This window comes from Mycolicibacterium arenosum (genome assembly GCF_024320865.1).
Classification (GTDB): Bacteria; Actinomycetota; Actinomycetes; order Mycobacteriales; family Mycobacteriaceae; genus Mycobacterium; species Mycobacterium arenosum.
This window is the reverse complement of record NZ_JANDBD010000001.1, coordinates 500094-514264: the sequence shown is the minus strand read 5'-3', so window position 1 is coordinate 514264 and position 14171 is coordinate 500094. Positions and strand designations below refer to the sequence as shown.

12 protein-coding genes are annotated in these 14171 nt (G+C 69.4%); 6 read left to right on the top strand and 6 right to left on the bottom strand.

Annotated elements, in window-relative coordinates; genetic code table 11:
* Positions 1-37 precede the first annotated feature (37 nt).
* On the top strand, positions 38-2203 hold the full coding sequence (locus NM203_RS02540) for a molybdopterin-containing oxidoreductase family protein (RefSeq protein WP_255058029.1): 2166 nt from the start codon (positions 38-40) through the stop codon (positions 2201-2203).
* 1 nt (position 2204) lies between these two features.
* Here the strand turns inward: NM203_RS02540 and NM203_RS02535 are convergent, their stop codons facing one another.
* Positions 2205-2759 carry an ATP-binding transcription factor AbmR gene (locus NM203_RS02535; protein ID WP_255058028.1) on the bottom strand — a complete coding sequence of 185 codons (555 nt, stop codon included), beginning with the start codon at positions 2757-2759 and terminating at the stop codon, positions 2205-2207.
* A gap of 70 nt (positions 2760-2829) precedes the next feature.
* Positions 2830-3039: a hypothetical protein gene (locus NM203_RS02530; RefSeq protein ID WP_255058027.1), complete on the bottom strand. Its 210-nt coding sequence runs from the start codon at positions 3037-3039 to the stop codon at positions 2830-2832.
* 91 nt (positions 3040-3130) lie between these two features.
* Between NM203_RS02530 and NM203_RS02525 the strand changes: the two genes are divergently transcribed.
* Genes NM203_RS02525 through NM203_RS02510 form a run of 4 tightly spaced genes read left to right on the top strand, consistent with a single transcriptional unit; the run spans position 3131 to position 7964 of the window.
* The gene (locus NM203_RS02525) at positions 3131-4018 is read left to right on the top strand and encodes an AIM24 family protein (RefSeq protein WP_255058026.1); all 888 of its coding nucleotides are present in this window, start codon (positions 3131-3133) and stop codon (positions 4016-4018) included.
* On the top strand, positions 4019-5581 hold the full coding sequence (locus tag NM203_RS02520; protein ID WP_255058025.1) for a class I adenylate-forming enzyme family protein: 1563 nt from the start codon (positions 4019-4021) through the stop codon (positions 5579-5581).
* 44 nt (positions 5582-5625) lie between these two features.
* Positions 5626-5844 carry a heavy-metal-associated domain-containing protein gene (locus NM203_RS02515; RefSeq protein WP_255058024.1) on the top strand — a complete coding sequence of 73 codons (219 nt, stop codon included), beginning with the start codon at positions 5626-5628 and terminating at the stop codon, positions 5842-5844.
* Positions 5841-7964 (top strand): heavy metal translocating P-type ATPase, encoded by a 2124-nt coding sequence (locus NM203_RS02510; protein WP_255058023.1) that lies wholly within the window; start codon positions 5841-5843, stop codon positions 7962-7964. The genes NM203_RS02515 and NM203_RS02510 overlap by 4 nt, the downstream gene beginning before the upstream one ends.
* Here NM203_RS02510 and NM203_RS02505 read toward each other — a convergent pair.
* The 4 genes from NM203_RS02505 to NM203_RS02490 all read right to left on the bottom strand — a co-directional run bounded on the left by NM203_RS02505 (position 7948) and on the right by NM203_RS02490 (position 12240).
* Positions 7948-8565 carry a GIY-YIG nuclease family protein gene (locus NM203_RS02505; RefSeq protein ID WP_255058022.1) on the bottom strand — a complete coding sequence of 206 codons (618 nt, stop codon included), beginning with the start codon at positions 8563-8565 and terminating at the stop codon, positions 7948-7950. The two genes, NM203_RS02510 and NM203_RS02505, sit on opposite strands and share 17 nt — an antisense overlap.
* Positions 8566-8601: 36 nt before the next feature.
* On the bottom strand, positions 8602-9705 hold the full coding sequence (locus NM203_RS02500) for an adenylate/guanylate cyclase domain-containing protein (protein ID WP_255058293.1): 1104 nt from the start codon (positions 9703-9705) through the stop codon (positions 8602-8604).
* A 172-nt stretch (positions 9706-9877) separates the two neighbouring features.
* The gene (locus NM203_RS02495; protein ID WP_255058021.1) at positions 9878-11161 is read right to left on the bottom strand and encodes a GAF domain-containing protein; all 1284 of its coding nucleotides are present in this window, start codon (positions 11159-11161) and stop codon (positions 9878-9880) included.
* Positions 11161-12240 carry a 2,3-butanediol dehydrogenase gene (locus NM203_RS02490; protein WP_255058020.1) on the bottom strand — a complete coding sequence of 360 codons (1080 nt, stop codon included), beginning with the start codon at positions 12238-12240 and terminating at the stop codon, positions 11161-11163. Before NM203_RS02490 ends, NM203_RS02495 begins: the two co-directional genes overlap by 1 nt.
* Before the next feature lie 95 nt (positions 12241-12335).
* Between NM203_RS02490 and NM203_RS02485 the strand changes: the two genes are divergently transcribed.
* Positions 12336-14162 (top strand): flavin-containing monooxygenase, encoded by a 1827-nt coding sequence (locus tag NM203_RS02485; RefSeq protein WP_255058019.1) that lies wholly within the window; start codon positions 12336-12338, stop codon positions 14160-14162.
* The last annotated feature ends 9 nt before the right edge of the window (positions 14163-14171 follow it).

The following is a 14171-nucleotide window of genomic DNA, read 5'->3' as shown; positions in this document are numbered from 1 at the left end:
GGGCGTGTGACTGCTGGGCGTGCGGCAGCATGAGGGCGTGACCTCCACCGTGCACACCTTCTGCCGCTACTGCATGGCATCGTGCGGCCTCGAGGTCACGGTCGAGGGCAACCGCATCACGAAGATCGCACCCGACAAGCAGAACCCGCACAGCTGGCACGACTTCTGCGCCAAGGGCCGCACCGCCAACCAGCTCGTCGAGCATCCGCGCCGCATCCTCGCCCCCATGCGGCGGGTCGGCGACGGTTACGTCGAGGCCACCTGGGATGAGGCGATCCGCGATATCGCCGATCGGATGAACGCCCTGATCGACGCCGACGGACCCGACGCCATCGGTGCGTACTACGGCAATCCGTCGGGACACTCGTCGTCCAACGTGATGTTCATGAGCGCCTGGATGGACGCCATCGGCACCCGCAGCCGCTTCGCCGTCGGGTCGGTCGACCAGAACGCGCTCCACGTCGTCGCCGAGGCCATGTTCGGCTCCGCCCTGATGGTGCCCGTCTCCGATGTCGACAACTGCGACTACTTCCTGTTGATCGGCACCAATCCCGCTGTCAGCGCCTGGAATTGGCTCGAGACCGTGCCCGGCGGGTGGCAGCGGGCATTGAACCGGCAACGGGAGGGCGCGACGATCGTCGTCGTCGACCCGGTGCGCACGGAGTCGGCGGAGAAGGCCGACGTGCACCTCGCGGTTCGGCCGGGCCAGGACTGGGCGCTGCTGCTGGCCGTGGTTAAGGTGATCCTCGACGAGCGGCTCGAACACACCACCGACTGCCGCGACCTCGCGACCGGCGTCGACGACCTGCGGGCCCTCGTCGCCGAGGCCGATCTCGACGACCTGTCCACTCGCTGCGGCCTCGACCGCACCGTGATCGAACGGACCGCGCGCGACTTCGCCACCGCTCGCCGCGCCATGGTGGTCACCCGCACCGGCATCTCGCTGCACGCCGCGGGCACGGTCGGCGAATGGCTCGGCCAGGTACTCAACGTCATCACCGGGCGGATGGACCGGCCGGGTGGCCGCCGATTCGAGCCCGGTTACTTCGACGCGCTGCGCCTGGCCGAACTGGCGAAGACGAAGCCACACGTCAGCCGCGTGGCGGGTCGGGAGATGGTGGCGGGCGCGCACGCGCTCGCCGAGTTGCCCGACGAGATCCTGACTCCCGGACCCGGCCAGATCCGCGCGATGCTGATCAACTGCGGCAACCCGGTGATCTCCGGCCCCGACGGCGCGAAGCTCGACCGGGCGCTGGCGCAGCTGGACCTGCTGGTCGTCGTCGATCTCGTCCAGCGCGAGAGTCATCGGCACGCGCATTGGCTGCTGCCCGCCCAGCACTGGCTGGAACGCGCCGACCTGCTGGCCTTCACCAGCAACATGCACGACGAGCCGTTCGTCCAGTACGGCGCGAAAGTCGTTGAGCCACCGCCGGACACCCGCCCCGAATGGCGGATGTTCGTCGACCTCGCGATAGCGATGCGTCGACCGCTGTTCGGGGCGCGCGGCCTCAACGGCTTCATCAGGGCCAGTCGACGGGTGGCGGCGGCGACCCGTCGGCCCGGCCTCGCGTTCAGTCCGGACTGGTTGGACCGACTGTTCGTGCGGATGTCCCGAAAGTACAACGGCCGCAGACTCACCTGGCGCGATCTGATGGCGAACCCGCACGGCATCGTGCTGGGACCGCGCGAGTTCGGGCACTTCAGGGGCGCGTTGCGCACCGCCGACAAGCGAGTCCACGCGGCACCGCCCGAATTCGTCGCGCGCGCACGCGAACTGCTGGCCGAACCCGGCGCGACCGCCCCCGACGGCTATCCGTTCCAGCTGGGCAATCGGCGCAATCGGCACTCGATGAACTCCTGGCTCAACGAGCTACCCGGACTGCATCGCTCGGGCAAGCGCAACGACGTCCTCATCAACACCGCGGACGCCGCCGAGCTGGGCATCGCGGCTGGCGACCGGGTTCGGGTGTTCTCCCCCATCGGCGAGGTGGAACTCGCCGCGGTGCTCAGCGACCGCCCGCGTCGCGGCCTGGTGGTCGTCGACCACGGGTGGGGGTCGCGGATCTTCGACCCGCGCGGCGGCGCCGAACCGCAGTCGTTCGGCGTCAATCGCAACCTGCTGGTCGGCGACGAGGTCGACCCGCTGTCGCAGACGTCGACGTTGAGCTCCACCTACGTCGGCGTGGAGCGCGTCGACCCGTGATTTAGACGCCGGGGCCTTCGGCGCGTACGTCGTCGACCGCCGACATCGCCTCGCGCAGCTTGCCGAGCCACTCGTCGGCGTGCTCGCCGACGAGCTTGACCGACCACACGATCGCATCCGACCGCGACCGCGCCACCCCGGCGTCCACCAGTGTGTCGAGAACCCGGCGCTCGGGTTGCTTGAGCCGGGTCATGACCGGAACGGCGATGTGGGTGAACAGGATCCGCTCAGCCGACTCACCCTCTCCGACATCCACGCCCCATGCGACCTTTCGTCCGTAGCGATGCTCCGCCTCATCGGCGATTCTCATGCGCTCCGAGCGCGTCTCCTCGCGGAATCGGGCCGCGCGGCCGGACGCCCTGGCCTCGCTCTCGCCCTCGGCGTCGGGGAGGCGTCCGATGACGGTGATCTCCTCGCGGTCGACGACGACGTCGGGGTCGCCGTCGAACCAGTTCTCGGGCAGGCGCCCGGCGATCCAGTCCGGCGCGGTGGACGCGTCGGGCTGCTGTGACTGCTGCCAGCCGCCGGGGCGGCCGCGGTGATGATGTGGCTTCATGATTACATGATTACACCGTTACAACGCAGTGAGACGTAGTTCTCTCCCAGAGCGAACGCGGGACGTCCGATCAGCGACGCTTGACGCCCGAATAGACGGCGAATCCACCGCCCAGCAGGAACGCCAGGAACAGCAGCGTCGCCCACCCCGCCCCCGCGAAGACCCCGACCACGCCGACCAGGATCAGTGCGGGTGCGGCGAGGAACAGCACCATGCCGGGATGCTGCTTGATGACCGCCAGCGCGCTCTTGGCGCGGACCGGGTCGATTTCATTGGACATGCAGTCAGGATGCCAGCGCCGACCCGCAAGTTCACCCGGTTGCCATAGTGTTCTCCGGTATCGGCGCGAACGACCATTTCGAGGAGCGAACGTGAGCGGACCCGGACAAGGCAGTTGGCAGCCCGACCCCGAGGGTCGGTTCGAGTACCGCTGGTTCGACGGCCAGCGCTGGACCGATCAGGTGTCGCATCAGGGCCAGATCTCCACCGCACCGCTCGGCCCGCCGCCGCAGGCCCCGCAGGCCCCGCAGGCTCCGCAGGCGTCCCAGCACCAGGCACAGCCGATGGGCCAGCCCGCCGGTGACGGGTTCTCCGGAATCAGCGGCGACCTCGTCGACGGCCGGTTCAGTGAGAAGGAGGCCAAGGCGATCGCGAACCAGAATTCCAAGCTGCTGCGCGTGCGCCTCGGCGAGCCGTTCATGGCACGGCAGGGGTCGATGGTCGCCTATCAGGGCAACGTCGACTTCGCGTACGAGGGCGCCGGCGGCGCGGGCAAGTTCCTGAAGAAGGCCCTCACCGGCGAGGGGCTCCCGCTCATGCGGTGCGAGGGCCAGGGGGACGTCTTCCTCGCCGAGCTGGCGCACGACGTCCACCTGCTGAACCTGACGAACTCGGGGCTGTCGATCAGCGGCAAGAACGTGCTCGCCTTCTCGCAGAGCCTCGACTGGAACATCGAGCGGGTGAAGGGTGGCAGCATCGCCACCGGCGGCCTGTTCAACACCACCCTGCGCGGCACCGGCTGGGTCGCCATCACCACCGACGGACCGCCGGTGGTGCTCAATGCGGCCGAGGCGCCGACGTTCGTCGACACCAACGCCGTCGTCGCGTGGTCGGCGAACCTGCAGACCGCACTGAAGACGAGCGTCAAGGCGGCGGCGCTGATCGGCCGCGGCTCCGGCGAGGCGATGCAGGTCTCGTTCCACGGCCAGGGATTCGTCATCGTCCAGCCCTCCGAGGGCATCCGGATCCCGGGCCAGTAGGTGCCGGGGGAGATCTGGAGCCAGGGCGTCCACCGGGGGTTGTACGGCGGTCACGCCGGCCTCCTCTACGACGGCGGGCCGACGACGTTCGAGCAGCTCATCACGGGCACCGACGTCTGGACCGACCGCACGTTCCTGGTTCACGGCGACCGCAGGGTGACCTACGCCGGCTTCCGGTCGGCCGTCGACGCCGCGCGCGGGATGTTCGCCGACCGCGGCATCGGCGCCGGCGACCGCGTGGTGGTGTTCGGGTACAACAGCCCCGAGTGGATCGTCGCGCTGTGGGCGGCGTGGCTGCACGGCGCGGTGCCGGTGCTGGCCAACCGGTGGTGGAGCACGGCCGAGATCGAGCACGCGGCACACCTGCTTACACCGCGACACGTGTTCGGCGACAGCGCTTTCGGGGCCGACGTCGCATTCACACCGCTGAGCGAGCTGTCGGCCGCGTTCGACACCCGCGCCGCCGCGCCGCCGGTGCCGGTCACCGCCGCCGATGACACCGCCCTGGTGCTCTTCACCTCCGGCAGTTCGGGGATGCCGAAAGCCGTTGAGCTGTCTCGGCGTGCCGTGATCGCCAACCAGCACAACATCCTGGCGCGCAACGGCCGCTTCCCGCATCTGCTCGACGACGAGTCGCCGCAGGCCGTCAGCCTGGCCACCACGCCGATGTTCCACGTCGGCGGGCTGTCCAGCCTGCTCACCCACTTCCTCACGGGTGGCCGAATCGTGATGGCGGAGGGTCGATTCGACGCCGCAGAGGTGATGTCGCTCATCGAACGCGAGCGCATCCAGATCTGGGGTGCCGTTCCGACGATGGCGGTGCGACTGCTGGCACACCCCGACTTCGACACCTTCGACCTGTCGAGCTTGAAGTCGTGGCCGCTCGGTGGCGCCCCCGTCACCACCGACCTGCTCGACCGGATCCGGACCAAGCTGCCGAACCTGCACCGCCGGGGACTGAGCAACACCTGGGGCATGACCGAGGCCGGCGGGTTCCTCACCGCGGGCGACGCGCGCGATATGGAGCTGCACCCCGGCACCGTCGGCAGACCGTACGGCGTCGTCGAACTGCGCATCGCGAACCCCGACGCGGCCGGGGTGGGCGAGGTCATCGCGCGCTCGCCCACCGTCATGAACGGCTACGCGGGGTTGCCCGACGATCAGACCGTCGACGGCGACGGCTGGCTGCACACCGGCGACCTCGGGCACCTCACCGACGACGGCTATCTGTTCATCGACGGCCGGGCCAAGGACGTCGTGATCCGCGGTGGCGAGAACATCGCGTGCCCGCACGTCGAGGCGGCGATCGCCAGCCATCCCGACGTGGTCGAAGTCGCGGCGCTCGGCGTTCCGCATCCGGATCTCGGCGAGGAACTGGTCGCCGTCGTGGTGGGCCGGGCGGAGGCGGGACTGACGGCCGGCGAGTTGCGTCAGCACGTCACGGGGATGCTCTCGTATTTCGCGATCCCGACCCGCTGGGAGATCCGCGCCGATCCGCTGCCCACGCTCGCCGGCGAGAAGGTCGACAAGAAGGCGTTGGCGCGGTCGTTCGCAGTGCGATAGGAAACACACCTACCCATACCCCCTATGGGTATATACTCGGCGACATGAGCATGGTTCTGGAAGTCCACGGCATGAGTTGCGCGCACTGCGTGAGCGCTATCACGTCCGCGGTAGCGACACTGCCCGGTGTCACCGACGTCGACGTCGACCTCGCGGGTTCGGTGGTGCGCATCAGCGGCACCCCGAGCCAGACGGCGGTCACCGAGGCGATCGAGGACGCTGGTTATGCCGTCGCGAGCGGAGCGAGCAGCCAAGCCGGATGAGTACCGTCACCCTCGACATCGACGGCATGACGTGCTCGTCGTGTGCGGCGCGAATCGAGAAGCGCCTCAACAGGATCGACGGCGTACAGGCGAGCGTGAACTTCGCCACGGAGCAGGCGTCGGTCGACTTCGGCGACGACGTCTCGACCGACGACCTCGTCGCCGCCGTCGCCGCGACGGGCTACTCGGCGGCGGTGCACACCGAGCACAGCGAGCACGCCGAGGAGTCGTACCTCCCCCGCCTGCTCGTCTCGCTGCTGCTCAGCATCCCCGTCGTCGCGCTGTCGATGGTGCCCGCGTGGCAGTTCCACGGCTGGGGCTGGCTGGCGCTGGCACTCACCACACCCGTCGTGGCCTGGGGCGCCTGGCCGTTCCATCGCGCCGCGGCGGCCAACCTCCGGCACGGCGCGGCGACCATGGACACGCTGGTGTCGATCGGGGTGCTGGCCGCCTACGCCTGGTCGGTGTGGGACATCGCGACCGCGGCACACCCGCACCCCTACCTCGAAGTGGCGGCGGTCGTCACGACGTTCATCCTCGCAGGCCGGTTCGCCGAGGCGCGCGCCAAGAAGCGCTCGGGAGCCGCCCTGCGTGCGCTGCTCGACATGGGCGCCAAGGACGTCGCGGTACTGCGCGACGACGGTGAGATCCGAATCCCCATCGGTCAATTGGCCGTTGACGACGTGTTCGTGGTGCGTCCCGGCGAGAAGATCGCGACCGACGGCGTCATCACCGACGGCGCCTCCGCGGTCGACGCGGCGATGCTGACCGGTGAGTCCGTCCCGGTCGAGGTGGGTCCCGGTGACGCGGTAGTCGGCGGATGCGTGAACATCGGCGGGCTGCTGCGCGTGCGGGCAACCCGCGTCGGGGCCGACACCCAGCTGGCCCAGATCGCGCGGCTGGTCAGCGACGCGCAGAGCGGCAAGGCCGAGGTGCAACGTCTCGCCGACCGGGTCTCGGCGGTGTTCGTGCCCGTGGTGCTGGCGCTCTCGGTGCTGACATTCGCGGGCTGGCTGCTCGTGGGTGGCTCGGTCACCGCGGCGCTGACGGCGGCCATCGCGGTGCTGATCATCGCGTGCCCGTGCGCGCTGGGCCTGGCGACGCCGACCGCGCTGCTGGTCGGGACCGGACGCGGGGCACAGCTGGGGATCCTGATCAAGGGTCCGCAGGTGTTGGAGTCGACCCGCCGCGTCGACACCGTCGTGCTGGACAAGACCGGCACCGTGACGACGGGCCGGATGTCGGTCACCGACACTCACGGTGACGCCGACGCGCTGCGCCTCGCCGCCGCGCTGGAGCACGCCTCCGAGCACCCGATCGCGCGGGCCGTGGCCGAATCCGGCGCACCGCTGCCCGTCACCGACTTCGCCAATCACGGTGGCCGCGGCGTCACCGGTGTCGTGGACGGGAGAAGCGTTGCCGTCGGCAGGCTTTCGTGGCTTACCGAGCGTGGGCTCACCGCGCCCCAGGAGCTGACGCGCGCGGCCGAGCAGGCCGAGGCGTTGGGCCGCACCCCGGTGTGGGTGGCGGTCGACGACACCGTCAGCGGCGTCGTGGTCGTCGCCGATACCGTCAAGGAGTCCGCGGCCGAGGCGATCTCGGAGCTGCGCTCGCTGGGGCTCACCCCGGTGCTGCTGACCGGAGACAACCGGCGCGCGGCCGAGGCGGTGGCGCGACAGGTCGGGATCGACACCGTCGTCGCCGAGGTACTGCCCGCCGACAAGGTCGAACACGTGAAGCGACTGCAGGCCGAGGGCAAGGTCGTCGCGATGGTCGGTGACGGGGTCAACGACGCCGCCGCGCTGGCCCAGGCCGATCTCGGGCTCGCGATGGGCACCGGCACCGACGTGGCGATCGAGGCGTCGGACCTGACGCTCGTCTCGGGCGACCTGCGCGCCGCCCCGGACGCGATCCGGCTGTCCCGTGCCACACTGCGCACCATCAAGGGCAACCTGTTCTGGGCGTTCGCCTACAACGTCGCGGCGATCCCGTTGGCCGCGCTCGGCTTGCTGAACCCGATGATCGCCGGTGCCGCAATGGCTTTCAGTTCGGTGTTCGTCGTGACGAACAGCCTACGGCTGCGACGCTTCACCCCGTCACGGCCTACGACCACTCCTTGAGCACGCGCTGCTTGTCGGCGGTGGCCATCGCGGCCTTACGGAGCCGCTTCAACTCGGGGTAGAAGGCGTTGTCCTTGTTCGCGTCCTGGCCGTTGAGCGGCAGGTCGAACGCGGCGATCACCTTGGGTTCGATGAGCCAGGGTTCGGGATGCGGGAGCCACGACACCAGCGCGTTGTCGGCCATCCACTGCGTCAGGAGCGGCTCTCCCCCGGCGAACGTCCTCCGCTTTCCCGTCCCGATCCGGCGCAGCCGGAATCCGAGTTCGGCGCCGAGCAGGATGCCCAGCGTCTTGCGCAGCGTAGAACCCTCGGCGTCGGCGTTGGCGGCGCCGAAGTGGTACTTGATGCGCTTGCGAAGATCCTGGTTCGTGGACGGCTTCCCATCCACGGGTGGCCGGGTCGGGCTGATGCCGACGTAGAGCAGCGTCAGCCCGTCACGTTGTTCGCAGCGGGATACGTCGATGTCGCCGGGGATCTCGCGGAACCACCACCCGTACAGCCCCGGCCCCTCGGGGACCGGACAGGGCTCGGCGAACACCTCGTCGCGCGTGAACGGCCTTGCAGCCAGGAACTCGGCGGGCCTGTCAACGAATTTGGGCACACACCACTATGCGTCAGGTGACGTCGATGCCGTACATCAGCCGCTCTTGGCGCGGCGGGCGCGGAACAGCTTAACGTCGTCCTTGATGTTCTTCAGGCGCCGCGCACCGGCGAACGACCAGGTGAAGCGTTCTTCGTCGCCGATGGCGTCGCGCGCCGCCTCGGTGACGAGCACGGCGCCCGGCCGCGATGCCGAGGTCACCCTGCTCGCCAGGTTGACCGCGCCGCCGAACCAGTCGCCCGCCCGGCTGACGGCCTGACCCGACGCCACTCCGACCCGCAACCGCGGGAAGTCCTCGATGGCCTCCGTCGCGTCGACGAGGTCAAGCACCGCGTCGAGCATCGCCGTCGGATCGGTGCTGACGAGCATGACCTCGTCACCGATGCTCTTGACGTAGCGCACCGGCGGCTCGGCCACCTCCCGCGCGAGATCGGTCAGCTGGTGGGCCAGCCGCTCGAGGTCCTCGGGCGCGACCACCTCGCCCAGTTTGGTGAAGCCGACCAGGTCGGCGAACGCGATGGTGACGTCACGCGCGCCGGGCAGCAGCATGCCCTCCGCGCGCTCGGCGGTACTGACGGCCTCGGTCTCCATCATGTGCAGCAACTGAAGGCGCAACATGTTGTCGACGAGCGGACCCAGCAGCGGAGAGACGTTGCGCAGCAGCGCTTCCGAGCGCTTCGCAAGATCCAGTTCGGTGGCGCCCGGCTGACTGACGGCCTCCAGCGCGGCGAATCGCATCACCTCGGCCGCACGGGCCAGGCCCTCGGTGATCACCTGTACCACGAGGACGATCTGGTCGGAGTGGAAGCCCAGATCCATGAACTTCTTTGCGTAGCCGGCCGCGTCGCGGTCGACGCCGGTGTACATCGCGGTGTCGGGATCGTCGAACCTGGGCAGCCCGCTGGCTCGTTGCACGCGCTTCAGCAGTTCGAGATCGAGGCCGGCCGCGTCGCTGATCTGGCGTGCGGAGTACCGGGTGCCGTCGTCGCCGAGGAACCGGTTGGAGGCCATCAGCATCGGCTGATAGGAGTTGGCGATCTGCTCGGGCGTGATCCCGCGCTCCAGCAGCCACGGAATCAGCTCGGCACGCTGCTCGCGGGCGTCACCCTCCAACCCCTCGAGCAGTCCCGACGACTCGATATCGAACGGCTCGGCGTCATGCTCTTCGCGCGAGCGCTCATCGGCAACATGCTCTTCGCGCGAGCGCTCATCGGCGTGATGCTCTTCGCGCGAGCGCTCATCGGCAACATGCTCTTCGCGCGAGCGCTCATCGGCAACATGCTCTTCGCGCGAGCGCTCATCGGCCACCGGGTCAACGTATACCGCGCGCCGCCCGCACCGCAGGCGCGGTCGACGTCGCGAGCAGCATCGCCGTGTCCTCGGGGCAGCGCACCTCGACGGTGGTCCCGGCGCCGAACCGGTACGGCGTGCCCAGCACCAGGCCGACGAACTGGCGGCGCAGTCGCGACATCTCCGCGCGCACGGTGACGACCCGCGACCGGTCGCCGTACAGGTCCTCCGCCAGTTCCGGCGCGGACCTGCCCTGGGGATGAGTCGACAGCACGTACAGGATCTCCGCGTGGCGCGGCGAGATCTCGCGTCGCCACCGGCCGAACTGGCCGACCATCTCGAGGGTGGGAGCGGAGCCGTCGCGCAGATCCAGCACCGCGCGGGAGATCGCGGGCGCGTCGTCGCCGTCCTCGGTCAACCGCACCAGCCAGCCGCCGGGCAGCGTGTCGATGTCGCAGGCACCCAGCGTCGGGATCCACAACCGCCCCGGAGTGACGTTGTCGGGCAACGGAATCCGGTTGTGCGGCGGCAGCGAATCCACCGCGGCCACCCAGCCGTCGGCGTCCACCGCCAGCGCCGGGCGCCCGACCCGCGCGAGGATCGGCGCGGCGACGGTCCGCAACCGGTTGAGTGTGCGGTCGTGCACCTCGCGCAGCTGCGATTCGGCCAGCCGGGCGACCAAGTCCACCAACGCGATCGTGGTCGGGTGCACGGTCGCCGCCGGACCGGAGACGTCGACGACGCCGACGACCTGGCCCGTCCGCGGATCCTTGATCGGCGCCCCCGCGCACGTCCACGCGTGGTGGCTGCGCAGGAAGTGCTCGGCGGAGAACACCTGCACGGCCCGGTGCGACGCCAGCGCGGTACCGATCGCGTTCGTCCCGACCGCGTTCTCGCCCCACTGCGCACCCTCGACGAACCCCAGCCGGTCGGCGTTGCCCAGGACGCGCGACGACCCGTAGCGCCACAGCACCCGGCCGCGGGCGTCGGCGACGACGAGGATGTTGTCGCCGCTCTCGATCAGCGACTCCAGCCCGCGCGACACGTCGTCGAGCACAGCGAACAGGCCCGACGCCTGCCTCAGCGCGTCGAGCCCGCTGGTGTCGACGTTGGGCGGACTGAAGTGCTCGGGGTCGATCCCCTTGCCCAGCAACCTATTCCACGAATCGGCGATGACATCGCGTGGCCGGGCCGGTGCCCGACCGCCCGCCATCGTGGCGTCGTACACCTCCGACAGCAGCATCGCGTAGCTGCGCGGGTCGTCACCCGCGGCGACGGCGGGTTCCGGACCTGCAGATGTGGGCATCACGGTCCAGTGTGCTCCCCGTCACAATCCCTGTCACCTGTCGGGTCGACGAGAACCTTCATCTTGGTTCCCGCGTGGAGCGCCTCGAAGCCCTCGTCGATGACGTCGTCGAGCGGGATCGACGTCACCCAGCCGGTGGTGTCGTACACGCCGCGCGACATCAGATCGATGACCGCCGCGAAGTCCGGCGCCGTGTAGCAGAGCGACCCCTGGATGCGCGACTCGTTCATGACGAGGTTGAGCAGTGGAGTGCTGAGGGGCTTCTCGTAGATGGCGACGCTGACCATGGCTCGCCGTGCACCGACGCACGCCAGCGCGGTCTCCACCGCGGGTTGCACGCCCGCCGCGTCGTACACCGCGTCCGCCCCTCGCCCGTCGGTGTGGTCGGCGATGAAGGCCGGCACGTCGACGGCCAAGGGATCGAGCGTGCGCGCACCCAGCGCCTCGATCGCCGCGCGCCGCGTCGCCGACGGCTCGACGACGAACACGTCGTCGACGCCCTTGCCGCGCAACGCGAACCACAGACCGATGCCGATCGGGCCGGCGCCGAACACCATCGACGTGCCTTCGGGGCTCGGCTCCCCCAGCGTGGCCGCGTGGTACGCCACCGACATCGGCTCCACCAACGCGCCGAGTTCGAGCGACACGTTGTCGGGCAGTCGGTGCAGCATGTCTGTCGGGACCACGGTGTACTCGGCCATTCCGCCGTCCGACATCAGCCCGTGGAAACCGATCTGCGCGCAGATGTTGTAGTTGCCCGCCCTGCATGCGGGACACCGTCCACAGCGGTACAGCGGCATGATGGCCACCCGGTCGCCGGCGGCGTAGTCCGTCACGCCGTCGCCGACGTCGGTGATCGTCCCGGAGAACTCGTGACCCATGGTCAGGGGCAGCTGCTGGCCGGTCAGCGGATGCGGCTCGGTGGGGATGAAGATGGGCCCTGCGTAGTACTCGTGCAGGTCGGTGCCGCAGATCCCGTTGTATCCGACCCGAACCTTCACCGTGCCCGGAGTCGGGTCGGGTTCGGGGACGTCGGCGACTTCGAGCTTGTTGGGTCCGTGGTAGACAGCTGCTTTCATGCGGCCATGTCTATGTGACCGCGACCACACCCGAAAGGGTTGCAGGGCGTTGCAACCCTTGCGGCGGTGGACGCCTCGGGTGTGTCCTGCCTCACATGACTTCAACTCTCGACACCCGCACCCTCTCGGCGCAGGAGCGCATCGACACGTGGCTCGCCGACTTCGAGGCCGCCCTGGCCACCCGTGACATCGAGCGCGTCGTCGCCAAGTTCGCCGTCGACAGCTTCTGGCGCGACCTCGTCTCGTTCACCTGGAACATCAAGACCATGGAGGGTCGCGAGGCGGTCGGCGACATGCTCACCGAACGCCTCGCACCCACCGACCCGTCGGGTTTCCGCACCAGCGAACCGGCCAGCGACGACGGGGACGGCGTCGCGTCCGCGTTCATCGAGTTCGAGACCGCCGTGGGCCGCGGAACCGGCCACCTGCGGATCAGGGACGACGGTGACGGCGGTCAGGCCTGGACGCTTCTGACCGCGCTCCAGGAACTCAAGGACCACGAGGAGCGGACCGGTCCGACGCGCGTCCTGGGCGCCGTGCACGGCAGCGATCCCGACACCCGCTCGTGGGCGCAGAAGCGGGAGGACGAGCAGGCCGCGCTGGGCTACACCGAGCAGCCCTACGCGGTCGTCGTCGGCGGCGGTCAGGGCGGTATCGCGCTGGGCGCGCGGTTGCGTCAACTCGGCGTGCCCGCGCTGGTGCTGGACCGCCAGGAACGGCCCGGCGACCAGTGGCGCAACCGGTACAAGTCGCTGTGCCTGCACGACCCGGTCTGGTACGACCACCTGCCGTACCTGCCGTTCCCGAAGAACTGGCCGGTGTTCGCGCCGAAGGACAAGATCGGCGACTGGCTGGAGTTCTACACCCGTGTCATGGAGGTGCCGTACTGGTCGAAGACGACGTGCCTGTCGGCGTCCTACGACGAGGCCGAGAAGCGCTGGACCGTCGAGGTGGACCGCGACGGCGAGCGCATCACACTGAAGCCGGTGCAGCTGGTGCTCGCAACCGGGATGTCCGGCAAGCCGTACGTGCCGACGCTGCCCGGCCACGACGTGTTCGCGGGCGACCAGCACCACTCCAGCGCGCACCCCGGCCCGGACGGCTACGTCGGCAAGCGCGCCGTGGTGATCGGCTCCAACAACTCGGCGCACGACATCTGCAAGGCACTGGTCGAGAACGGCGTCGACACCACGATGATCCAGCGGTCGTCGACGCACATCGTGAAGTCGGACTCGCTCATGGACCTAGGGCTCGGCGACCTGTACTCCGAGCGAGCCGTCGCCTCGGGCATGACGACGGAGAAGGCCGACCTGACGTTCGCGTCGCTGCCGTACCGGATCATGCACGAATTCCAGATCCCCATCTACGACGCGATTCGCGAGCGGGACAAGGACTTCTACGACGCGTTGACCGCCGCGGGCTTCGACCTCGACTGGGGCGACGACGACTCCGGCCTGTTCATGAAGTACCTGCGGCGCGGCTCCGGCTACTACATCGACGTCGGCGCCTCGGACCTGATCGCCGACGGCACGATCAAGCTCGCGCACGGCCAGGTCGATCACCTGACGGAGAACTCCGTCGTGCTGGCCGACGGCACCGAACTGCCCGCGGACGTCGTCGTGTACGCGACCGGGTACGGCTCGATGAACGGCTGGGCCGCCGACCTGATCGGGCAGGACGTCGCCGACAAGGTCGGCAAGGTGTGGGGGCTCGGCAGCGACACGACCAAGGATCCGGGGCCGTGGGAGGGCGAGCAGCGCAACATGTGGAAGCCGACCCAGCAGGAGAACCTCTGGTTCCACGGCGGCAACCTGCATCAGTCGCGGCACTACTCGCTGTACCTCGCACTGCAGCTCAAGGCCCGACACGAGGGCATCCCGACACCGGTCTACGGGCTGCAGGAGGTGCACCACCTCAGCTGACGGCGTGCT

Excerpts from the sequence above, each read along its gene's own strand:
- NM203_RS02515 (WP_255058024.1), top strand. The coding sequence starts at position 5,626 with ATGAGCATGGTTCTGGAAGTCCACGGCATGAGTTGCGCGCACTGCGTG.
- NM203_RS02510 (WP_255058023.1), top strand. The coding sequence starts at position 5,841 with ATGAGTACCGTCACCCTCGACATCGACGGCATGACGTGCTCGTCGTGT.
- NM203_RS02530 (WP_255058027.1), bottom strand. The coding sequence starts at position 3,039 with ATGTCCAATGAAATCGACCCGGTCCGCGCCAAGAGCGCGCTGGCGGTC.
- NM203_RS02535 (WP_255058028.1), bottom strand. The coding sequence starts at position 2,759 with ATGAAGCCACATCATCACCGCGGCCGCCCCGGCGGCTGGCAGCAGTCA.
- NM203_RS02495 (WP_255058021.1), bottom strand. The coding sequence starts at position 11,161 with ATGCCCACATCTGCAGGTCCGGAACCCGCCGTCGCCGCGGGTGACGAC.
- NM203_RS02485 (WP_255058019.1), top strand. The coding sequence starts at position 12,336 with ATGACTTCAACTCTCGACACCCGCACCCTCTCGGCGCAGGAGCGCATC.
- NM203_RS02490 (WP_255058020.1), bottom strand. The coding sequence starts at position 12,240 with ATGAAAGCAGCTGTCTACCACGGACCCAACAAGCTCGAAGTCGCCGAC.